The sequence below is a fragment of the Spirosoma horti genome, from assembly GCF_054776595.1.
This window is the reverse complement of record NZ_BAAHBQ010000008.1, coordinates 13,406-32,324: the sequence shown is the minus strand read 5'-3', so window position 1 is coordinate 32,324 and position 18,919 is coordinate 13,406. Positions and strand designations below refer to the sequence as shown.

Genomic DNA, 18,919 nt, shown 5'->3' with positions numbered 1-18,919 from the left:
TTAACCGGTTAGTGTCAACAAGTTTCGTCATGACCTTACGCATTACCTGTCTCATTATTCTTGGGCTGACAGCCCGATTCACCTTTGCGCAATCGATCGAGTCGGGTGTGTATACCTGGACGCAGGCACTGGTAACGAAGAAGCCTACCTCCGAACAACGGGCTATCCTCGAAGGGACATCGACCGATTTTAGCCACATTAATATTCATGCGACAACGCTTCCACCCAGGCAGGCCCCTCATCCCGCCCATAAGCACGATGATGAAGAATTGATCATTGTAAAAGAGGGGAAGTTAACGGTAACTATTGCCGGGAGATCGAAAACGCTGGGCGCGGGAAGCGTTGCGCTTTTTATGCCGGGAGATGAGCATGGTTTCGAAAATAAAGGAGACGCCCCGGCAACCTACTACGTGATGCGTTACTCGGCTAAAGAACCGGTGGATAGAGAGCGGGGCCAAAAGGCGGGTGGTTCATTCTGGATCGAGTGGAACGATGTGGTTTTTCAACCACACGACAAAGGCGGCATTCGGCGAATGTTCGACCGGGCAACGGCCATGACAAAACGTTTTGAGATGCATGTGACAACGCTTAACAGGGACTTGTGGAGCCACCCACCGCATACGCACCGGGCGGCCGAAATCTTACTGATGATCGATAACTCGGCTCAGGAAAGCATCGATGGCAAGCTGTACCCGGCAACCGTTGGCGACCTTATTTTCCTTGAATCGAATGTTCCGCACGCGATTCAGAATACGAGCCGGGGAAGCTGCACTTATTTTGCCTTTCAGTTTGAGTGAAAAAGCATGTGGGCCAACACAGCACTCAAAATCAACCAATTACCTTTTTTCGACACCAACAAAGTCCAGTAACTCACGGTAGATAAGATTGTGTTGCCAAAATAACTGGGTAACCATCGCGATGTGCTTCTTATCAGGCAAAACCTTGTATTCATGTTTTACCTGATGCTTTAGAAGCAATTGGTGAAACCGCTGCGAACTGCTACTGATACTCGGATACGTGCGTCCGCCCGAATACATCAGCATAGGGGGCGTCTGGTCATTGACATAATACATGGGCGAAACGGCCCGCCAAATGGCCGGATCTTTTCCATACGGAATCAGGTACTGCTGATCGTTTGGATACTCCATTTTGGTCAGGTAATCGAACATGTCTAACCCGGCAGCATCATCCAGAATAGCTCCTTTTAACGGATTATTGGTCAGGCCAAGCTTAGTGAATAGCCGATTATCAGTAGCCAGCAAGGCCGCCAGTCCACCACCCGCCGAATGGCCCATCACGAAAATACGATTCGGGTCTCCGCCGAACCCGGCAATGTGTTGGCTAACCCAATAGACAGCCTGGGCACAATCGTCGGCCATGGCAGGCACCAATACTGCGGGCGAAAGCTGATAGTTGATAATGACTGCTACAACGCCCTGCTTCGCCAACCGACGCCCAATAAAGGCGTAAAGATTTTTATTGCCGCTATTCCAGTTGCCTCCGTGAATAAACACAACCACAGGTAGTTTGGCCGAAGCAGCTATTTTTTTCGGCGCGTAAACATCCAACAAATGCCGTTCGGGATCGGTACCCGGTGCGTTTGTTGTCACATAGGAGATATTTTTGGTTCGTCGGCTGGGGCGAGCCGTGGCATACTCATTAACGAGCAGTAGAACCGCAACGACCAGAATTAAACCGGTTGGGATCTGCCAGAGCAGTCGAAGAAACAGCATGGTGGAAAACCTCATCTGTGAGGTAGTAAGCTAGACGGTTGTAAACAGAATTAATGTTAGGCAATTTAGCCTTTACGAGCGGGACAGAAATAGAAAAACCTGCGTTCCCACAGGTTTTCTCTCTATACGCGCCAACAATTTGCTGACTCTTTAATTTTTCACCTGGACGGGCAGGTCTTCTAACTGTGCGTAGCTGAGTTTCCACGTACCATCGTCCCCTTTTTTCCAGAGAAGAATAAAATTTCCTTCGCCAAAGCCGCGCGGCTGATTGGGCACATCCGTGATTACATCGACGGCGAATGTACCTGCCTCATAAGCGGTGTGCGTGTCGGTGGTCGAACTGATAATGTTGGTTTTCAGATTGGCTAATGTCGGCAACGTGGCCTGTACCCATTGTTTTGCTACGTCGGACTTCCCTTTGTAATGAACGTTTCCCTGAAGAAAATCGACATCTTCGGCCAGCAGAGCCGTTATTTTATCAGCATTTTTATTATTCCAGGCATCGATAAATTGACGGTCAAGATCCTGAACATTAACGGCTTCGCCGGAGGGTGAGCATGCACTAAAGAGCACAGAAACGAGTGCTATTCCAACTAAGGATTTCATAAATGTAGTTATTAACGTTGGTGAGAGAAAAAGGGCTAGCTACCGGGCAGCGTATTTATAATTACGCTGCCCGGCAACTAGTAAAAAACTTGTTTACTGGCTGATTACTTACCAGCTTTTGCGCCTGTATTCAGACGTACCATACGGAGCAGAAGGATCACCGTAGGTTTCGTTTTCCAGATAGCCCGCACTGATCGTAGCGGCTGCCATGTTTGGGTGAGCGGCTAGCATCGCTACCGGCTGCACAACGCTCGGCTCTTTGACAGCGGTTGCCCCAACGGAGGTTGCACCAGCTGATGTTGACGCAACAGCTGGCTTATTATCAGCTACTCTTGCCTGTCCGGCGGCTCTGGCAGCGGCATTACGTTCAGCCTCGGCTCTGTTAGCCGCGGCAATTCGGGCGGCCTCTTTGTTTTTGTTGTCTTTGATCTTACCGATGGCATAACCAGCCGCGCCACCGGCTACTCCGCCAATCACACCACCAACTACGCGGTTTCGTTTGTTGATGATTGCTCCGGCTGCGCCACCAACGCCCGCGCCAATAGCCGTGCCTTTTGCCTGTGGGCTCCAGCGCTTTTTGCCTTGTTTACCAATGGCATAGCCGCCGGCTCCTCCTATTACGCCACCGATCACACCGCCGACGGCCCGGTTACGTTTATTGATAATAGCCCCCACGGCAGCACCGGTACCCGCTCCGATAACAACTCCCTTTGTTTGTGGGCTCCATGATTGTGCGTGCACTGACTGGCCAAGTATACTAGTCAATAAGATCAGTAAGGCCATATTTCGGTTCGTTTTCATAGCGTCATTTTTTTGGTGAGAAATGTACGTATATACATCTTGCAATCAACTTAGCTTGTTAAGCTATTGTTTGTTCTCAGACTAATCTGTAGGTATTTAGTTTAATTTATCAGGTAATTCCAGTCCCTATTTTGCCTTGGCACATGGCGCAAAATCCCTCTGTAAAGCTCCCTAGAGCAGTTTTTTTCCAACAGGCAGAACAGCAAAATTTTGCAAAATACTACTGACATAGGGCTGTCAGTACATGGCCTTTACTTTGTATCATCAACCAAAACCAATAGGCTATGTCACTGATTCAAATGCTGGTAAAAGAAATGCAACAGGAAGCGCAAACAACTCGAAAAATGCTCGAAAGGGTGCCAAATGACAAGTATGACTGGCAGCCACATCCTAAAAGCATGACCATTCGGCAACTAACAACCCACATCGCCGAATTACCTTCCTGGGTCACATTGGCATTGACAACCGATGAGCTCGATTTTGCGACGAGCCCCTATTCTCCCAAAATTATCAACAATACAACCGAATTGCTCGACCTGTTCGAAGAGTCGCTGGCCGACGGCCAATCGGCTCTTAGTCAGGCTACAGATGATCAATTGGAGCCTATCTGGACACTCCGCAATGGCGATGAAATTTACAGTCAGACAACCAAAGGCGAAATGATCAGAATGACTTTTTCACAGATTGTCCATCACCGGGCACAGTTGGGCGTTGACCTGCGTTTGCTTGATATTCCGATTCCAGGAAGCTATGGCCCCAGTGCCGACGAGGCAAATTTTTAATACGACCATTCGGATACACTTCTGAAAAGCGAAATGCGTGCTATAGGCTCTAACTATAGCACGCATTTCGCTCTTCAGGAAACCTCAGTAACAACAGTAACAGCCAACCCTAGAAGCCATTGCCGTCAATCAGGACTTTTATTTTTCTTACCTCATTTGAACCGTCGACAATCAGGAAATAAATTCCCAGCGGCAAAAAAGTCTTCACCCGGATGTTCAGTTTTTGACCACTTTCCGTTTCGCCTATCTGGATAGGTACTTCTGCGCCGGAGGGTGTATAAAGATGGATATCAGCCTTGTCTAAATCGTTTCCAGAAACGGTAAACACGCCCTGGTTTGGGTTAGGGAAGATGGCGAGTCTTGCCTCCTGCTCATCGGCCCACACGCGAACGCCTACTAGTTTAGATGTACTTGTCCCTCCACTAAAATCTTTTTGTTTCAGCCGGTAATAGTATGTTAGGCCCGGCACCACATGTTGATCGGTGAACTCGTAAACAACCTGTGTTTTCGAACTATTCTTTCCATCGACAAAACCAGCCCCTTCGAAGCTTTGAGCGTCCGTACTTTTCTCTATCTCAAAGCCCTGATTTTCTTCTTCCCAAGCCGTAACCCAGGTTAAGATAACGCCGTTTTTGCTGGATTTGCCCGCAAAGGAAACCAGGTTGACTGGCAGCGGAGATGTTCCCGTTAACGTTACATTATCGACACTGAACGTGCCCGTTGTACCCGAAGCCGCACCAGCACCCAGATCAGCGCGCTGTGTGCCATAAGGATAAAAACGAAAGGTCAGCGTGGTGCCGCCGGGCACCGAGAAATCAGCAAAGTCCCATGTTGTCGATGCACCTGTTGTCGGGGTATTTGGGGCCGCGCCCCAACTGGTCGATGTAGCAAATCCATCTGTACTATACCGAACTTCCAACCGATTGGGGGCACTGTTGCTGGCGTCACGAACAAAACTCAAAGAGGCAACATTTAATTGAGAACCAGCATTGGCAGTTACGGAAAATTCGATGTAGGATGAGTTATTGATGCTGGCGGTATTATTGAGGGTTGCGGAATTGAACACCCCGGTAAAAGCAGTACAGGTTACTGTACTTCGGGTAAAGGGTGTACCCGTTGCGTTGGCTGATACAACGGGCGTATTACCCTGCGTTGGGCAGGCACTGGCACCCGTAAAGGTATTGCTGTAGATAACCTGACTAAAACTTACCGCTGGCCCAGTCAGTGACAGCCCCAATAAAACCCAGATTTTGTAGAATAGTCTCATGCTCACCAAGAAAACAAGTTACATTAAACACGATTTAGTGTAATAATATGAAACTCGTTTTAGTAATCAAAAGACAAGTGGTATTTCTAAGAGCCTGATGGTATTAATTTTTCGGCCCTTCTGGCTGCAACCGGCTAGTACCCCATCAAATCCAGTTCTTCCGTATCGAGTATCTCCACTCGCTTCCCCATTTTTTTCTGGATAATTTTAAAGTGGTGTTCATCGTCTGGACAGATCAGCGAAATAGCTTCGCCCTCGGCTTCAGCCCGGCCGGTTCGGCCAATCCGGTGAATGTAATCTTTGGGAGATCGAGGCAACTCAAAGTTGATCACATGCGGTAATAGCTGTATATCTATACCCCTGGAAATCAGATCAGTAGCAACGAGAACGGTTAACTTACCCGCTTTGAACTTCGTTAGGGCATCCGTTCGGGCTCCCTGCGTTCTGCCGCTGTGGATAGCGGCTGCCTGAATACCATTTTTAGTCAGTTTGACGACAACGTTATCCGCCGTTCGGGTAGACGAGACAAACACCAGCACCTGCTTCATTTGTCCCGATTTGATCAGGTAGCGCAGGAGTGGGCCTTTGCGTTCCGGGGAAACCCGGTAAGCGATCTGCTTGATCAGATCCAGATTCTGCTCTTCCTCGACAACCTCAATTTTGACGGGATTCCGCAGCAAAGCCGCGTTGATGTCCTGAATGGCATCGCCTAATGTCGCTGAGAATAGGATCGTCTGCCGATGACGCGGTAAGCGATCAAAAATGCGCTCCATTTCCTCCTCGAAACCAAGGTCCAGCATTTTATCGGCTTCGTCCAGCACAAGAATATCGACCTCCGTCAATTGCAGCGCGTTGGATGCCATCAGGTCCAGCAGGCGGCCGGGCGTAGCCACCACGATTTCGGCATTTCGCAAGGCCATCATCTGTGGGTTAATAGATACGCCACCATAAACCGCCACCGTTTTTACCGGCCGGGGCAACGTCTCGCCAAAAACGTGAAAAACCTCAGCAACCTGAACGGCTAACTCACGCGTTGGCACGAGTATAAGTGCGTTGACAAACCGATTCCGACCGGCACTTTTCCGCTGAAACAGCTCCAGAATTGGCCATACGAAGCTCGCTGTTTTACCGGAACCCGTCTTGGCAATACCCAGAATATCTTTACCCTGCAAAATAGCCGGTATAGCCTCTGTCTGAATAGGATAAGGTTTTTCGTATTTCTGGGCGGAGATTGCTTTCAGAAGCGGCTTCGACAAACCGAGTGATGAAAATGGCATATAAAATAGACTGGATTACAGAGCCGCATCAGCGACAAATTGCACGCAATAAAAGATGAGTTAGCCGAATACCTTATGACTTCGGCCGTTGTATTTCTGGCCTAGTCCCGCTTCTTTTTGCCACTCCGCTTGATGGGACGGCCGTATTTCAGCATTTTTTCGGCAGCAATGTCGCGCCGGACATTGACCTTTTTGTTCTTGTCGATCTTCTCATGAAAAGCCGGTCCCACATCTTCGCGACGGGGTGGTTTAGCCTCGATGGTCTTCATGTAAACCTTGGGCTTTTCGTCGGCCGTCAGCTCATCAGAAATAACCAGATTCTCGGGTAAAGGCAGCATAGGAATCGGCCGATTCATCAGTTGCTCGATAGCCGCCTGCTGTTCGCTGGCACTCTCGGTAATGAACGAAATCGCAAGGCCGGTTCGGTCGGCGCGCCCTGTTCGCCCAATGCGGTGAATGTAATTCTCGGGCACGTCGGGCAGGTCGAAGTTGATTACGTGAGACACATCGGCCACATCGATACCTCGGGCAATAATGTCGGTAGCAACCAGAATGCGGTAGGCCCCGGCTTTGAATTTATTGACCGTCTCGAAGCGGTAATTCTGCGCTTTGTTGGAGTGAATAACGCCCACCTGATCGGGAAAGCCTGATTCCAGTTGCTCGTACAGTTGATCGGCCAATTGCTTGGTGGCTACAAAAACCAGCACTTTGGTCATCACCGCATTCCGATTCAGAAGATTCGTGAGCAGGTTGATTTTCGTGTAGAAGTTAGGGACCTGGTAAGCCGACTGGTCGATATTATCCAGTGGAGTGCCCGTTGGCGCGGCCTCTACCCGAACGGGTCGGTTAAAATAGGCATTCACCAATTGATCGACATCATCCGTAAGCGTAGCCGAGAACAGCAGGTTTTGCCGCTTAGGCGGCAATAAGTCCAGAATGACTTTCAGCTGTGTCCGAAAGCCCAGATTCAGCATTTCATCGAATTCATCGATGACCAGTTTCTTGATCGCTTTAGTTTTTAGTATCCCATTCAGCATCAAATCAGCCAGTCGGCCGGGGGTCGCCACCAGCACGTCCAGGCCTTGCTGAACCTCCACCGTCTGGGCCTTCATATTTACCCCACCATACACACCCACGACGGTCAAATTCATGTAGGTCGTGAGTTTCTTGACGGCTTCGACCACCTGTACGACCAGTTCCCGCGTGGGCACAATAATGAGCAGTTGGGGCAATCGGTCTTTGGAAAACTGAAACTGCCGGAGGGCGGGCAGCAGATAGGCAAATGTTTTTCCTGTGCCGGTTTGCGCAATGCCACACACATCCTGACCGGACATGACGACCGAGAATACCTTTTGCTGAATAGTCGTGGGCGCTGTATAACCCAGATCAGTCAATGCATTCAGCAGGGGTTTATTTAAATTCAGTTCGTCAAATGTCATAGCCTTTCCAGTCAAATAGACTACGAAGGTAAGGCTAAGTTTAGTAGCCCCCCGCATTTTGAGCTACTTTTACAGGATGATAAGCCCTCAGCAACAAGCCCAAATTCTGACAAGCCTCGGCATTTCGGCGTTGAATCCCATGCAGGAAGCCGCGCAAAAAGCGATCCGGCAGGACAATGATACCTTTTTGATTGCACCTACCGGGTCAGGTAAAACGGTGGGATTCCTGCTGCCCCTACTCGATCTGCTCAAACCCGACCAGACAAAGGTGCAATGCCTGATTCTGGCCCCTTCGCGCGAATTGGCGATACAGATTGAGCAGGTATGGAAAAAAATGGCGACGGGCTATAAAGTGAATGTATGCTATGGCGGGCACCCGGTAGAAACCGAAATCAAAAATCTAAGTAATCCGCCCGCCGTTCTGATCGGTACGCCCGGCCGCATTGCCGATCACATTACCCGACGTAGCTTTTCACTGGAAGGGATTCATACGCTGGTGCTGGACGAATTCGATAAATCGTTGGCGCTTGGCTTCCATGATGAGATGGATTTTATTGTTCACGGTTTACGCAATCTCCGCAAACGCGTGCTCGTCTCGGCTACCTCGGGCGTCAGCATTCCCGAGTTTATCCGGCTCAAGTCGCCCACCCGGCTAACGTTTGCGGCAGAAGCGGATGAAGAAGCCGGGCTGACGACAAAACTGGTTTATTCGGAGTCGAAGGATAAAATCGACACCCTCTTTACGCTCCTTTGTTCACTGAATTCGGAGTCTGCCCTGATTTTTTGTAATCACCGGGACGCATCCGAGCGCACCAGTGAGCTACTGGCCGAACGGGGTATTCACTCGCTCGTGTATCATGGCGGCATGGAACAGGCCGACCGGGAACGGGCCCTGATTCAATTTCGGAATGGCAGTACGCGCTATCTGGTCACGACAGATTTGGCCGCCCGTGGGCTGGACATTCCCGAAATGAAGCATGTCATTCACTATCATTTGCCGTTGCAGGAACACGAGTTTACGCATCGCAATGGCCGAACAGCCCGCATGCACGCCACCGGAACAGCCTATGTCATTCTGTCCCGCGATGAAGCGCCACCGGCCTATCTGGCGGCTGACTCGCTCGAAGAACTTCATCTGTCAGCCAAAACCAACCTGCCCGAGCCACCTGATTTTGTGACCCTGTACATTAGTGGCGGCAAGAAAAACAAGCTGAATAAAGTCGATATTGTTGGCTTCTTTGCCCAGAAAGGCGGTTTGGAGAAAGGCGATCTGGGGCGTATCGACGTACAGGATTTTATCTCCTTTGCCGCCGTAAAGCAGGAGAAAGTTCAGTCGTTACTGGGCAAAATCAGTCAGGAAAAGATGAAAGGCAAGAAGTATAAGATTGAGGTTGCCCGCTGAAGGAAAACGTCATGTTACGCCCTTCTTACGAGAGACTTGCTTCACATATGAACAAATCCATATAAATTAGACAGGTATTGCCCCGTTCACGATGCGGCTGATCGTCTTTTTCTGTAATATTACCTTCTTGTCAATTTCTGGCCTTAGCGCAACAAGTTATGCGCCAACAACCTACATACAACCTATAATGGATTTTTCAGCTTACAAAAAAAGCACAGCCTCGGTATGGGCTGGTGAAACCGATCACTACAATGACGGTGCCGTCACAACACCTATTGTAAAGAGCGTCGCCTTTGCCTACGATGATCTGGACGAATGGCACAACGTGGCCACCGGGAAAGCAGAAGGCTACATTTACAGTCGTAATACCAACCCTACCGTACACGTACTCGAAGAGAAAATCCGTATTCTGGAAAACGCTGAAGCGGCTACGTCCTTCGCCACGGGCATGGGTGCCATCAGCAATACACTGTTCGCGCTGCTGGGACCGGGCAAACGGGTGGTGTCGCTCAATGATACCTACGGCGGTACCAGTCGGCTCTTCCTCGACTTTCTTCCCCGCTATCAGGTAAACGTCACGCTCTGCAATACGACCGACTTCGACCAGCTCGAAACCGAAATCGCGAAGGGTTGCGACGTGCTTTATCTGGAAACGCCAACTAATCCTACCCTGAAAATTGTCGACATAGCGCGCTTAGCAGCCGCAGCCAAAAAAGTGGGCGCCATAACGGTAGTCGATAACACCTTTGCCACGCCCATTAACCAGAATCCCCTGGCGCTGGGAGCCGATTTGGTGGTGCACAGCGCGACCAAATTTCTGGGGGGCCACTCTGATGCCATGGGCGGTGTGTTATGCGGCAGTAAAGCACTGGTCGAGAAGGTGTTCCAGTTCCGGGAAATTAACGGAGCCAGCCTACAGGCCGATGCGGCTTACATGATTGCCCGAGGCATGAAAACTTTGGAATTACGGATCGAGCGGCAGAACGCATCGGCCCTCACTATTGCCAGACACTTGAAAGCACATCCAAAAGTGAGCGATGTTTTTTACCCTGGCCTGGAGACTCACCCCGGACATGCTATTGCCAAAGCGCAGATGTCGGGCTTCGGTGGCATCATGAGCTTTTCACTGCATGGCAGCTATGATAACGTCAAGAAATTCCTGCCCAAACTTCAGTTCGTGCATCTGGCCGCTAGTCTGGGCTCCGTCAGTACGCTGGCCGGGCCACCAAGAACCACCAGCCATGTGGAGTTAACCGAAGAACAGCGCAAACAACTTGGTATACCTGAAAGCCTGATTCGGTATTCCGTCGGCATTGAGAATGTCAGCGATCTTCTTACTGATCTAGATAATGCATTGGCCATTTTGTAAAACTCCCTCAGCTTTCGTGAACCAATCGATGAAATCAATTCTCTCAACTCTCTTCCTCCTCTTCATCGGGCTTTCGCTGTTTATTAACCAGTCAGCAACTGCCCAAACCAATACAACCTCGAAACCGGATTTGGCTACACAACGACTGCAGCAGGAACTGGAGCGTATTGCCGGGCTGGCCAAGGGAAAAGTGGGCATTTGCGCCCTCCATCTCGAATCGGGCAGGCAGGTTAGTATGAATCTGCAGGAACGCTTTCCAATGGCAAGCACCATCAAAGTGGCCATTGCCGTACAACTCTTTACGATGATCGAGAAGGGGCAGCTTTCCCTCATGACCATGGTCGATTTGCAACCGTCGGACCTGCATCCGGGTAGCGGTACATTGGACGTACTGTTCGCCAAACCCGGTGTTCAGCTATCCGTTCAGAATCTGCTGGAATTGATGATGGTTATCAGCGACAACTCCGCCACGGACATTTTACTCCGGTTGGTGGGTGGCACACAGGCTGTTCAGAATCGAGTGAAAGCGCTGGGCATTCAGGGTATGTCCGTTGACCGTACCATCATCCAATTGCTGGCCGACCTCGACGGTATTACCCTTCCGCCATCCGATAAATGGACACTTGGTTTTTACGCGAAATTAGACAGTGCGACCACACCGGAAATGAAACGGGCGGCCGCCATCAAACTCAAAACTGATCCGCGCGACACGTCGACTCCTGAGGCCATGGTCAATCTGTTGACGCAAATCTACCGGGGAACGGCGCTCAAGCCCGAAAGCCGGGCCTTGTTGCTGGGCGTTATGGAACGGTGCCGGGGTGGAGCTGCCCGCCTGAAAGGCTATTTACCACCGGCTACGGTTATTGCTCACAAAACGGGTTCGCTGGATGGTAGCGCAACAGATGATGTGGGTATCATTACTCTGCCCGATAACGCCGGTCACATTGCTATTGCCGTGTTTGTGGGTGATTCGCCCATGCCCCTGGCCGAACGCGAGCAAACGATAGCGCATGCCGCCCGAAGCATTTATGACTACTTCCTGTACCAATCACCAGCCATCGCAAACTCAGTCCGGTAACATATGAAATGATCTTTTGTTACTCTTAACAAAAGATCATTTCATATGAGACAAGTGCAATGGTTTATGGGCCTGATGTACATCATTATGGCTGTAGCAATCGTCGTTCATACGGGTGGCCTGACGGATAGCAGTGGATCAAGTGCGTCACTTGTTCTGTTATTGATCTGCGGCATTGTGGTTCTCCCTCCCCTAACAGACCGTTTGCCCTTTCTGAAATGGCTGATATGGTTCGCCTTTATCGGTGGCTTTTTTTTCATGCTGGGTGCTTATCCAAACGGAAAAGAGGAGCCACAATTGAAATCAACGACACGCCATTTCTGACCTTACTTCATGCAAAACAAACGCAAGCCTTACCCAAATCAGAACGCCGATGTGGGTAGGGCTTGCGTGATTACTTGAAATGGCTCATTTAAAAATAAGTCCTTACCCTATTTTATTTGAGCCATTTCAGAGCCTGCCCTTCTAACTGTATTCCGGCCTTTGGCGAGATGATTTTGGTGAAAGCATCGACCCGACTGTTGTTAAGTTGCATCCCGCTCGAATCGGCCACTACGGCCTGCAACGATTTGTATTGATCGTTTCCCAACATGGCAAAACTATTTTGAGTTACCTTCAACTTAAATTGCGCTGAAACAGCGACGTTATGCGTTCGCAAACGACTTTGAGCTAACGAGACCGTGAGCGAATCGGTTGACAAACCAGACAACGTAAGCCGTGCGTTTTCAACGGTCAATGTCTGAAAACCTGGCAATCTCAATACCAACTGAACGCCCAATTCACGGCCTGCGTCATCTTGTGGCGAATTACGGTAGCCGCTATAATCGGGCGTAAACGACACAAATGCGGTATCGCCCTGCAGCCGGACCCGATAAAACTTGACTTCATCCGGTGCTATCAATGCCTGCGGCTTATCTACCGTTTTCATCACGATAACTTCATTGGTTGGCGTACCGGAAACTACCCAATGGCGGGCATTCGGCAAATCTTGCTTCTTAAAGTCCTGATACGTATTACGCCAGTCGATTTTATCATATTGCTCCTTGAGCAACAGATCGGTCGCCACCATTCCGGATAAGGTGACTACCGTAATTAGCGCGAGTAAAATATGGCTTGTCTTCATGATTTTGGCTGATAGTGGTCTGCAATAAACTGTTCGTAACGCGTCTCTATTTCCGACAACTCGATACCCAACAGGTACAGGTTTTTGAAGAAAACTGGCAAATCGTTTTCCAGAAACTGTTCGCGACGGTATAGCTTGATTTGGTCCGAAGCCCCGTCGGTTGGGAAATAGCCGATGCCTCGTTTGTTGCTGATGACGCCTTTCTGACTCAGGAAATCGTAGGTCCGCATCACTGTATTGGGGTTCACTTCCAGCTCAGCGGCCAGTTCCCGTACCGACGGAATCTTCTCCCCCACTGGCCACCGTCCCAATAGTACCTGTTCGCTGACATGCTCGGCAATTTGTAGGTATATGGCTTGTTTATCTCGAAAATCCATCGTTATACCTCCCGTTCTTTAAGCCGAAAATAGGCCATGATGTATAAAAAGACCACGACCATCCCCCCCACTGCATAGCTAATTTGATTACCGATCGGCTGAGTCATTCTAATTTTTCGATAGTGGTACTGATCCATGGGTGACTGGGCGAAAGCATCCGAAAAAGGTGTATTACTCCGAATACTGCTGGAATCGGTCAATACTTGTAAAAAATAGTTGTTGGCCAGGAAGCCAAAGATTAGCAGAGCAAAGGCTATTATAACCACCAATGGCATTGTATACCGACGAATAAACAAGGCAAACGATAGTGTGAACGGATGTAGCAGGGCCGTAAATACCCATAACTGGGTCGGGGTGCTACCAATATTCTTTTCACTGAAAATCGATTGTAGTGCATGAAGGCCACCCTGCATTCGAATCATAGCGACTTGCTCTGGTGTCCAATGGCGATTATTAACAATCGATATTCCGATGGCATCTAGTACACCAAAAGCTGATAAATACACAACCACAAACCCAAGCCCTGAAATAAGCCAGATCAGCGCAATTTTTTCAACCTGTGATGCTGGTTGCATCAGATAAGTAATCGCTCGTTCTTTTTGATTCAACACCGCCGTTTGCTGTACGGTGAACATATACCAGCATGGCCAGACAACTAAAAAGAACAATAAATTACGCTGCCTGTCAACGGCAGCCGGGGAACCCTGATACGCAAATACACAGGCGACGAATAAAGCACTAACAAGCAACCCAAGGTTTGCCAGCAACTGCCCCCGATTGTCGGTAAAGTACGTTCGCAACAACCGCCCGAAACGGCTTACTGAAAAGGTCTGGTTCATACCTTTGAGAAAGTTGAGGTGGATGAAAACAATTGACTAATTCGTGCTGGCTCAGCCTGTACGGTGTTAAATAAGCGCTCCAGATCCAGTCGACTCGACTCTCCCAACGGATTTTCGGCGACGATCGCATAGCCGCCAACGGCTCGTTCAGAATATAGGATTGACTTGTTTTTCTCCAGTTCAGGCACCAGGCCAAACCACAGCCGGGCCGTAATTTCGTCAACACTGGCTTTGAGCGCCACGGTCATGTGGGAGCGCGAGCGCTCGGCCAGAATAACGATGGGATCGATCAGGGTTTCGAGATCACGAACCTGGTGGGTTGAAATTAGGACCGTGCGGTTCTCATCGACCGCACCGGCTACCATTCGCCGAAACTGGCTTTTTGAAGGAATGTCGAGCCCATTGGTTGGCTCATCCATCAGGAGTACGGCGGTGTTAGTGGCCAATCCAAACCCAATGAGGATTTTCTTTTTCTGACCATACGACAACTCGTTCAGCTTCTGATTGTCGGTCAGGCCAAACTCGTGAATATAGCCAGCCATTTGCTCGCGATCGAAGTGCGGGTAAAATGGCGCGTTTGATTCCACAAACTGCCGGATGCGTACCGGAGGCATGTAAAACTCTTCCGGTACCAGAAATAAATTTTCCAGAAAAGCAGGCTGACGATTTCCCGGAACATATGGCCCAACTTGAATCGATCCTGATTGGGGGTACAACAAACCAGATAGTAATCGCAGTAAGGTTGACTTACCAGCGCCATTTGGCCCCAGCAATCCATAAATAGAACCCGGCGTCAGCGTTAGGCTCAATCCTTCATACAGCGGCTTACCTCGCTGGTAGCCGAACGACACATCGCGAAACTCAATCATACAGGCATGGTATTATAGTGTATTAGATAAATAGTACACTGCAATAGTAGTAAGTTTAATAGATATGTGTCAAGCGTTTAACAGTTTTTAATTTTTGGGCATAAAAAAAACCTCCCACAAAGAGAGGTTCTTTACTGTACTAAAAACGAGCGTCGGAAAGGCTAGCTGTCTTTCTTTTTCATTGCCTTAGCGTCTTTCTTCATGTCTTTAGCCGCATCGGCTTTCATGTCGTCGCCTGTACTTTTGGCTTCTTTCTTCATCATTTTAGCATCGTGCTTCATCTTCTTATGCTCCGCTTTGGCATCTTTCTTCATGTCATCCTGAGCAAAGGCGGCACCTGACATCAACAGGGCAGCAACGGCAGCAATCAGTAGTTTTTTCATTGGTCTAGCTAGTTTATTCCTTTTTATACCAATGAGAACCACGCTCATCTCCAGAAGTTATTAAACGTACATTAAATCAATGAGTTAGCCTGATTCAGCTCACTTACTGATTACCATCTTTAGGCGCTTTTTTCTTAGCCTTCACGTTCGAGGGGCCGGTTCTAACGCTACTTTCAGCATCTACTTTGGTCGTGCCGCGATTCGGCGAACTACCATTTGCCTGATACTGATCATTCGTTAGACCGGTTCCGGTAGATGCCCCGTTTGTTCCGTCGTGGGTATTGGCCGCCGATGGATTTGAACGAGCGGCATCGGTGGAAGATATGGTACCGCTGGTCGATTTTTTCGTTGTCGAGCGGCTGGGTTGTTTCTGTTGAGCAGTTGCGGTTCCGGCGAGTGCCAGAAGCAAGCCAAAGGTTGCGAGTGAGTTAATCATTAGTTGTCTCGTTAACGTGAGTTTATACTAACCATAACTCACTCGCTGCCTATGAGTTTTCGATATATCAACTTTTCTACATAAATAGAAAGCCGAAGGTACTAAACGGCTACCTTGAACTCCGACGTGAGGTGGAAGGTAACATCGGGATTGTTCTGCTCATTCATGCGCAGCATCCAATCCGATTCGGCCAGAAACACGGGGTTCTGATCTTTATCGTACGCAATCTGATTACCTTTCAACCGGATGAACTCAGCCAGCTTAACCGGATTTTCGGCTGTAATCCAGCAGGCTTTCGTGTAATTCAGGGGCACCCAGCGGCATTTGGCGCCATATTCATTTTCTAATCGGTACTGGATAACTTCAAACTGAAGCTCACCAACCGTACCAACAATTTTCCGGTTGCCCAGTTCAAGCGTGAATAACTGAGCAACGCCCTCATCGGTCAACTGCTGAATACCCTTATCCAGTTGCTTCGACTTCATCGGATCGAGGTTGACCAGTTCTTTAAAGATTTCCGGTGAAAAACTCGGAATTCCCTGGAACTGCAAGTCTTCTCCTTCCGTCAGCGTGTCGCCAATTTTAAACGTGCCGGTATCATAAAGACCCACTACATCGCCGGGGAAGCCTTCTTCTACCACGCTCTTGCTATCAGCCATGAAGCTGAATGGACTGGCAAACCGCACGTTTTTGTCCAGCCGCGTGTGGTGATAGAATTTATTTCGCTCAAACACGCCCGAACAAATCCGCAAAAACGCAATCCGGTCGCGGTGGCGCGGGTCGAGGTTGGCGTGAATTTTAAAGACAAACCCACTGAAGTTTTTCTCACCGGGCTCCACCTCCCGCTTATCGGTAGGCCGCGCAATGGGCTCCGGCGATATATCGCAAAAACCTTCGAGCAATTCTTTTACGCCAAAGTTATTGACCGCCGACCCAAAAAATACGGGTGCCAGCTTGCCATCCAGATATGCCTGCCGGTCAAAGCTGTCATACACACCGTCGATCAATTCGACATCTTCCCGAAGCTGGGCCGCATCACGTGCGCCAACTTTGGTATCGAGCAAATCATCGGCCAGGTCGATAGGCAGCACATCGGCCTCCACCTTCGTTTTGTTGGCTTTGAAGAAATATAATTTTTTCTCGATCAGGCTATAAACGCCTTTAAAGTCGGAGCCCATGTTAACGGGCCACGTCATCGGCCGAACGCGAATGTTCAGTTTTTCTTCCAGTTCATCCAGCAGGTCGAATGGATTTCGGCCTTCGCGGTCGAGTTTATTGATAAAAATAATGACCGGTGTATCGCGCATCCGGCAAACTTCCATCAACCGCTCAGTTTGTTCCTCCACGCCTTTCACGCAGTCGATTACCAGAATAACACTATCGACAGCCGTAAGTGTCCGATATGTATCTTCCGCAAAATCTTTGTGACCAGGTGTATCGAGGATATTGATTTTCAGGTTATCGTACTCGAACGTCATCACGGAGGTGGCCACCGAGATACCCCGTTGCTTTTCAATTTCCATAAAATCGGACGTAGCCGTCTTCTTGATTTTATTGGATTTGACAGCACCCGCCGTTTGAATGGCACCCCCAAAAAGCAGCAGTTTTTCAGTCAGCGTCGTTTTACCAGCATCGGGGTGACTAATGATGGCGAACGTCCGTCGACGGGCCGTTTCGGCCTGTATATTCGTTTGCATTATTCTCAGAATCAAGGTACAAAGATACGGATTCAATGATGAATTATAAATGATGAGTGATGAATAAGCTTATGGAAGGGCTTCGCTATTCTTCACTTATAATTCATCATTCTTCACCCTACAAAAACGCCCAAAGCAGTAAGGCCCAGCCTGCAATCATACCCAGTCCGCCGAGGGGTGTAATGGCACCAAGCCAGGTGATACCGGTAAAGCACAATACATAAAGTGAGCCCGAAAAGACGAGTACTCCACCCAAAAATGAGTAACCCGACCAGCTGAGTAACTTCACGATAGTAGGATTGCTCCCAAACAAATGCATCAGTATACCAACCAAGATGAGGGCAACAGCGTGGTAAAACTGGTACTTAACGGCGGTTTCGAAGGTAGCCGCCCGCCCGGACGCGTCGAGCATAGCCCGTAAGGCATGTGCACCAAAGGCCCCAATGGCCACGCCCAGCAAGCCTAAAACAGCCCCGGATTGAATAAAGAATTTCATTGTGTCTGAACCGACGGATAGCCCCGCAGGATTTGGTTTTTTGATTAATTTGAAAAACGACTCACTACTATTTGGTTGAAGCTAGTTGCCATCCTGATTGACGCGGTGCAGCTTTAGGGCGCCTAAATCATTTAGTTCAGACACGGCTTCCGAAAATAGCGCTCCCAACCCGAACCATCGTACTACCCTCTTCCACGGCAATCCGATAATCACCACTCATTCCCATAGATAGCTCCTGAAAGTGAATCATAGGCCGTTGAATTGCTCCCAGTTGATCGTATAAAAGCTTAAGTCCCCTAAATTCCTGCCGAATCTGCGACTCATCTTCAGTATTGGTGGCCAGCCCCATCAAACCCACAATACGCACGTGGGGCAAGTCGTCCAGCTCAGGTGCGTTGAGCAGCGCTTCAGCTTCGTCGGCCGAGAGGCCAAATTTGGTTTCTTCATCGGCAATATAAATTTGCAGAAGGCAGTCAATAACCCGGTTATGCTTGGCGGCCTGTTTATTTATTTCCTGCAGAAGCTTCAGGCTATCGACCGAATGAATCATCGCCACAAACGATGCGATGTACTTCACTTTATTGCTCTGTAAATGCCCGATCAGATGCCACTCGATATCGGGTGGTAGCTGCGGATATTTATCGGCCATTTCCTGAACTTTATTCTCACCAAACCGTCGACAACCAGCGTCATACGCTTCGCGCAACAACTCGACAGGTTTTGTTTTAGTCACAGCAATTAGCTTAGCTTTATTCTGTAATTCACTCTCAATCAGGCGAATTGATTCAGCAATCATACTATCTTATGGAGTTGTCTTCTACCAACGGTTTGCTAATATTGTACAAATATAGGTTTGATAACTGCGTCGGAAGCCGTAGTTTTTGGCCATAAACCAGATAATGGAGACAATAAATAACTCTTTGGTTTAGTTTTGGTAAGGATTTT

21 protein-coding genes are annotated in these 18,919 nt (G+C 49.0%); 6 read left to right on the top strand and 15 right to left on the bottom strand.

The features are described from left to right. Positions 1-29: 29 nt before the first annotated feature. On the top strand, positions 30-797 hold the full coding sequence (locus ACYVAM_RS23860; RefSeq protein ID WP_461071761.1) for a cupin domain-containing protein: 768 nt from the start codon (positions 30-32) through the stop codon (positions 795-797). Between the two features lie 39 nt (positions 798-836). Here ACYVAM_RS23860 and ACYVAM_RS23855 read toward each other — a convergent pair whose 3' ends face one another. The 3 genes from ACYVAM_RS23855 to ACYVAM_RS23845 all read right to left on the bottom strand — a co-directional run bounded on the left by ACYVAM_RS23855 (position 837) and on the right by ACYVAM_RS23845 (position 3,140). Continuing rightward, on the bottom strand, positions 837-1,748 hold the full coding sequence (locus ACYVAM_RS23855; protein WP_461071758.1) for an alpha/beta hydrolase: 912 nt from the start codon (positions 1,746-1,748) through the stop codon (positions 837-839). A gap of 135 nt (positions 1,749-1,883) precedes the next feature. Further along, positions 1,884-2,339 carry a YybH family protein gene (locus tag ACYVAM_RS23850; protein WP_461071756.1) on the bottom strand — a complete coding sequence of 152 codons (456 nt, stop codon included), beginning with the start codon at positions 2,337-2,339 and terminating at the stop codon, positions 1,884-1,886. Positions 2,340-2,447: 108 nt separating this feature from the next. Further along, positions 2,448-3,140 (bottom strand): YMGG-like glycine zipper-containing protein, encoded by a 693-nt coding sequence (locus ACYVAM_RS23845; protein ID WP_461071754.1) that lies wholly within the window; start codon positions 3,138-3,140, stop codon positions 2,448-2,450. Positions 3,141-3,424: 284 nt separating this feature from the next. Here ACYVAM_RS23845 and ACYVAM_RS23840 point away from each other — a divergent pair, with 284 nt between their 5' ends. Further along, a complete protein-coding gene (locus ACYVAM_RS23840) occupies positions 3,425-3,922 on the top strand; it encodes a DinB family protein (RefSeq protein WP_461071752.1) in 498 nt (165 codons plus the stop codon). A 109-nt stretch (positions 3,923-4,031) separates the two neighbouring features. Here the strand turns inward: ACYVAM_RS23840 and ACYVAM_RS23835 are convergent, their stop codons facing one another. The 3 genes from ACYVAM_RS23835 to ACYVAM_RS23825 form a co-directional block, all read right to left on the bottom strand. Further along, positions 4,032-5,189, bottom strand: coding sequence for a T9SS type A sorting domain-containing protein (locus tag ACYVAM_RS23835; RefSeq protein ID WP_461071750.1), 1,158 nt, complete (start codon positions 5,187-5,189; stop codon positions 4,032-4,034). Between the two features lie 134 nt (positions 5,190-5,323). Then, positions 5,324-6,466, bottom strand: coding sequence for a DEAD/DEAH box helicase (locus ACYVAM_RS23830; RefSeq protein WP_461071748.1), 1,143 nt, complete (start codon positions 6,464-6,466; stop codon positions 5,324-5,326). Between the two features lie 101 nt (positions 6,467-6,567). Continuing rightward, on the bottom strand, positions 6,568-7,905 hold the full coding sequence (locus ACYVAM_RS23825; RefSeq protein ID WP_461071746.1) for a DEAD/DEAH box helicase: 1,338 nt from the start codon (positions 7,903-7,905) through the stop codon (positions 6,568-6,570). 76 nt (positions 7,906-7,981) lie between these two features. On the opposite strand from ACYVAM_RS23825, the gene ACYVAM_RS23820 reads away from it, so the two are divergent. The 4 genes from ACYVAM_RS23820 (at position 7,982) to ACYVAM_RS23805 (ending at position 12,078) form a co-directional block, all read left to right on the top strand. Further along, positions 7,982-9,307, top strand: a complete 1,326-nt coding sequence (locus tag ACYVAM_RS23820; protein WP_461071744.1) for a DEAD/DEAH box helicase — start codon at positions 7,982-7,984, stop codon at positions 9,305-9,307. A 187-nt stretch (positions 9,308-9,494) separates the two neighbouring features. Continuing rightward, entirely contained in the window at positions 9,495-10,676 is a 1,182-nt protein-coding gene (locus ACYVAM_RS23815; protein WP_461071742.1) for a cystathionine gamma-synthase family protein, read from the top strand. Positions 10,677-10,704: 28 nt separating this feature from the next. Continuing rightward, positions 10,705-11,754 (top strand): class A beta-lactamase, encoded by a 1,050-nt coding sequence (gene bla / locus ACYVAM_RS23810; protein WP_461071740.1) that lies wholly within the window; start codon positions 10,705-10,707, stop codon positions 11,752-11,754. A gap of 45 nt (positions 11,755-11,799) precedes the next feature. After that, positions 11,800-12,078, top strand: coding sequence for a hypothetical protein (locus ACYVAM_RS23805; RefSeq protein WP_461071738.1), 279 nt, complete (start codon positions 11,800-11,802; stop codon positions 12,076-12,078). A gap of 112 nt (positions 12,079-12,190) precedes the next feature. Here ACYVAM_RS23805 and ACYVAM_RS23800 read toward each other — a convergent pair whose 3' ends face one another. From ACYVAM_RS23800 to ACYVAM_RS23760, 9 genes are all read right to left on the bottom strand, one after another. After that, a complete protein-coding gene (locus tag ACYVAM_RS23800; protein WP_461071736.1) occupies positions 12,191-12,877 on the bottom strand; it encodes a hypothetical protein in 687 nt (228 codons plus the stop codon). Further along, entirely contained in the window at positions 12,874-13,254 is a 381-nt protein-coding gene (locus tag ACYVAM_RS23795) for a GntR family transcriptional regulator (RefSeq protein WP_461071734.1), read from the bottom strand. The genes ACYVAM_RS23800 and ACYVAM_RS23795 overlap by 4 nt, the downstream gene beginning before the upstream one ends. Before the next feature lie 2 nt (positions 13,255-13,256). After that, positions 13,257-14,093 carry a hypothetical protein gene (locus ACYVAM_RS23790; protein WP_461071732.1) on the bottom strand — a complete coding sequence of 279 codons (837 nt, stop codon included), beginning with the start codon at positions 14,091-14,093 and terminating at the stop codon, positions 13,257-13,259. Then, positions 14,090-14,962 carry an ABC transporter ATP-binding protein gene (locus ACYVAM_RS23785; protein WP_461071730.1) on the bottom strand — a complete coding sequence of 291 codons (873 nt, stop codon included), beginning with the start codon at positions 14,960-14,962 and terminating at the stop codon, positions 14,090-14,092. The genes ACYVAM_RS23790 and ACYVAM_RS23785 overlap by 4 nt, the downstream gene beginning before the upstream one ends. 161 nt (positions 14,963-15,123) lie before the next feature. Next, positions 15,124-15,345: a hypothetical protein gene (locus ACYVAM_RS23780; RefSeq protein ID WP_461071728.1), complete on the bottom strand. Its 222-nt coding sequence runs from the start codon at positions 15,343-15,345 to the stop codon at positions 15,124-15,126. A gap of 103 nt (positions 15,346-15,448) precedes the next feature. Continuing rightward, a complete protein-coding gene (locus ACYVAM_RS23775) occupies positions 15,449-15,781 on the bottom strand; it encodes a hypothetical protein (protein ID WP_461071726.1) in 333 nt (110 codons plus the stop codon). 101 nt (positions 15,782-15,882) lie between these two features. After that, positions 15,883-17,478 carry a peptide chain release factor 3 gene (locus ACYVAM_RS23770; RefSeq protein ID WP_461071724.1) on the bottom strand — a complete coding sequence of 532 codons (1,596 nt, stop codon included), beginning with the start codon at positions 17,476-17,478 and terminating at the stop codon, positions 15,883-15,885. A 118-nt stretch (positions 17,479-17,596) separates the two neighbouring features. Continuing rightward, a complete protein-coding gene (locus tag ACYVAM_RS23765; protein ID WP_461071722.1) occupies positions 17,597-17,974 on the bottom strand; it encodes a DUF423 domain-containing protein in 378 nt (125 codons plus the stop codon). Positions 17,975-18,110: 136 nt separating this feature from the next. Continuing rightward, complete coding sequence (locus tag ACYVAM_RS23760; RefSeq protein ID WP_461071720.1) at positions 18,111-18,770, bottom strand: YggS family pyridoxal phosphate-dependent enzyme; 660 nt, start codon at positions 18,768-18,770, stop codon at positions 18,111-18,113. Positions 18,771-18,919 lie beyond the last annotated feature (149 nt).

What these genes read in the sequence shown, in the direction of transcription:
- ACYVAM_RS23860 (WP_461071761.1), top strand. Translation starts at nt 30, where the DNA reads ATGACCTTACGCATTACCTGTCTCATTATTCTTGGGCTGACAGCCCGA.
- ACYVAM_RS23855 (WP_461071758.1), bottom strand. Translation starts at nt 1,748, where the DNA reads ATGAGGTTTTCCACCATGCTGTTTCTTCGACTGCTCTGGCAGATCCCA.
- ACYVAM_RS23850 (WP_461071756.1), bottom strand. Translation starts at nt 2,339, where the DNA reads ATGAAATCCTTAGTTGGAATAGCACTCGTTTCTGTGCTCTTTAGTGCA.
- ACYVAM_RS23845 (WP_461071754.1), bottom strand. Translation starts at nt 3,140, where the DNA reads ATGAAAACGAACCGAAATATGGCCTTACTGATCTTATTGACTAGTATA.
- ACYVAM_RS23840 (WP_461071752.1), top strand. Translation starts at nt 3,425, where the DNA reads ATGTCACTGATTCAAATGCTGGTAAAAGAAATGCAACAGGAAGCGCAA.
- ACYVAM_RS23835 (WP_461071750.1), bottom strand. Translation starts at nt 5,189, where the DNA reads ATGAGACTATTCTACAAAATCTGGGTTTTATTGGGGCTGTCACTGACT.
- ACYVAM_RS23830 (WP_461071748.1), bottom strand. Translation starts at nt 6,466, where the DNA reads ATGCCATTTTCATCACTCGGTTTGTCGAAGCCGCTTCTGAAAGCAATC.
- ACYVAM_RS23825 (WP_461071746.1), bottom strand. Translation starts at nt 7,905, where the DNA reads ATGACATTTGACGAACTGAATTTAAATAAACCCCTGCTGAATGCATTG.
- ACYVAM_RS23820 (WP_461071744.1), top strand. Translation starts at nt 7,982, where the DNA reads ATGATAAGCCCTCAGCAACAAGCCCAAATTCTGACAAGCCTCGGCATT.
- ACYVAM_RS23815 (WP_461071742.1), top strand. Translation starts at nt 9,495, where the DNA reads ATGGATTTTTCAGCTTACAAAAAAAGCACAGCCTCGGTATGGGCTGGT.
- bla (WP_461071740.1), top strand. Translation starts at nt 10,705, where the DNA reads ATGAAATCAATTCTCTCAACTCTCTTCCTCCTCTTCATCGGGCTTTCG.
- ACYVAM_RS23805 (WP_461071738.1), top strand. Translation starts at nt 11,800, where the DNA reads ATGAGACAAGTGCAATGGTTTATGGGCCTGATGTACATCATTATGGCT.
- ACYVAM_RS23800 (WP_461071736.1), bottom strand. Translation starts at nt 12,877, where the DNA reads ATGAAGACAAGCCATATTTTACTCGCGCTAATTACGGTAGTCACCTTA.
- ACYVAM_RS23795 (WP_461071734.1), bottom strand. Translation starts at nt 13,254, where the DNA reads ATGGATTTTCGAGATAAACAAGCCATATACCTACAAATTGCCGAGCAT.
- ACYVAM_RS23790 (WP_461071732.1), bottom strand. Translation starts at nt 14,093, where the DNA reads ATGAACCAGACCTTTTCAGTAAGCCGTTTCGGGCGGTTGTTGCGAACG.
- ACYVAM_RS23785 (WP_461071730.1), bottom strand. Translation starts at nt 14,962, where the DNA reads ATGATTGAGTTTCGCGATGTGTCGTTCGGCTACCAGCGAGGTAAGCCG.
- ACYVAM_RS23780 (WP_461071728.1), bottom strand. Translation starts at nt 15,345, where the DNA reads ATGAAAAAACTACTGATTGCTGCCGTTGCTGCCCTGTTGATGTCAGGT.
- ACYVAM_RS23775 (WP_461071726.1), bottom strand. Translation starts at nt 15,781, where the DNA reads ATGATTAACTCACTCGCAACCTTTGGCTTGCTTCTGGCACTCGCCGGA.
- ACYVAM_RS23770 (WP_461071724.1), bottom strand. Translation starts at nt 17,478, where the DNA reads ATGCAAACGAATATACAGGCCGAAACGGCCCGTCGACGGACGTTCGCC.
- ACYVAM_RS23765 (WP_461071722.1), bottom strand. Translation starts at nt 17,974, where the DNA reads ATGAAATTCTTTATTCAATCCGGGGCTGTTTTAGGCTTGCTGGGCGTG.
- ACYVAM_RS23760 (WP_461071720.1), bottom strand. Translation starts at nt 18,770, where the DNA reads ATGATTGCTGAATCAATTCGCCTGATTGAGAGTGAATTACAGAATAAA.